This is a genomic window from Streptomyces sp. AC627_RSS907, from assembly GCF_019049165.1.
The window spans coordinates 1-657 of sequence record NZ_JAGMUE010000746.1 but is presented as its reverse complement, the minus strand read 5'-3'; the positions used below and the strand labels follow the sequence as shown (position 1 = coordinate 657).

At 67.0% G+C, this 657-nt stretch carries 1 protein-coding gene; it reads left to right on the top strand.

The genetic code is table 11. The annotated features are described in order from the left end of the window. A partial coding sequence (locus KUM32_RS38390) for a phosphotransferase (protein ID WP_217146439.1) occupies positions 1–657 on the top strand: 657 nt, incomplete at both ends.

Here is a 657-nt window from a genome sequence, read left to right as displayed (position 1 = left end):
GTTCACGGGAAAGCGCACCTCCGCGAACCGCACCGAGAGGGGCTTTGGTTCGGATTTCACCGCTGTGGTCGAGTGCGAGAAGGGCTCGTTCTTCATCAAGGCCATGCGCAACCGCCAGGGCGGCCGGCGCAGCTCGATCCTGCGAGAGCGGGCCATTGCGTCCACCGTTCGCCCGATCGCGCCGGCACTCGTGTGGGAAGCGGAAAACGATGACTGGATCGTCCTCGGATACGAAGTCGTCTCCGGGCGCCGAGCGGACTTCACCACCGGCTCTCCAGACCTGTCGGTCGTAGCTGAGCTGATCAATCACCTTCGCACGCTGCCCGCGCCCGACGTGGCGCGAACGTGGGCGGAGAACCGGTGGGATCGCTTCACCGAACCCGAGGCGGCACGACTTTTCCGCGGCGGGACGCTCCTGCACGCGGATATCCACCCCAGCAACGTCATGGTCGGTGACGGGCGTTCGTGGCTCGTGGACTGGTCCTGGCCCACACTGGGGGTCGCGTTCATCGACCCGGCCTGCATGGTCGTGCAACTCATCTCCACCGGTCACACGCCGGCGCAGGCCGAGACGTGGGCCGGTCAATGCGAAGGGTGGGCGAAGGCCGATCCCGCGGCCCTGGACGCCTTCGCTCGCGCCACATACCGGATGTGGGT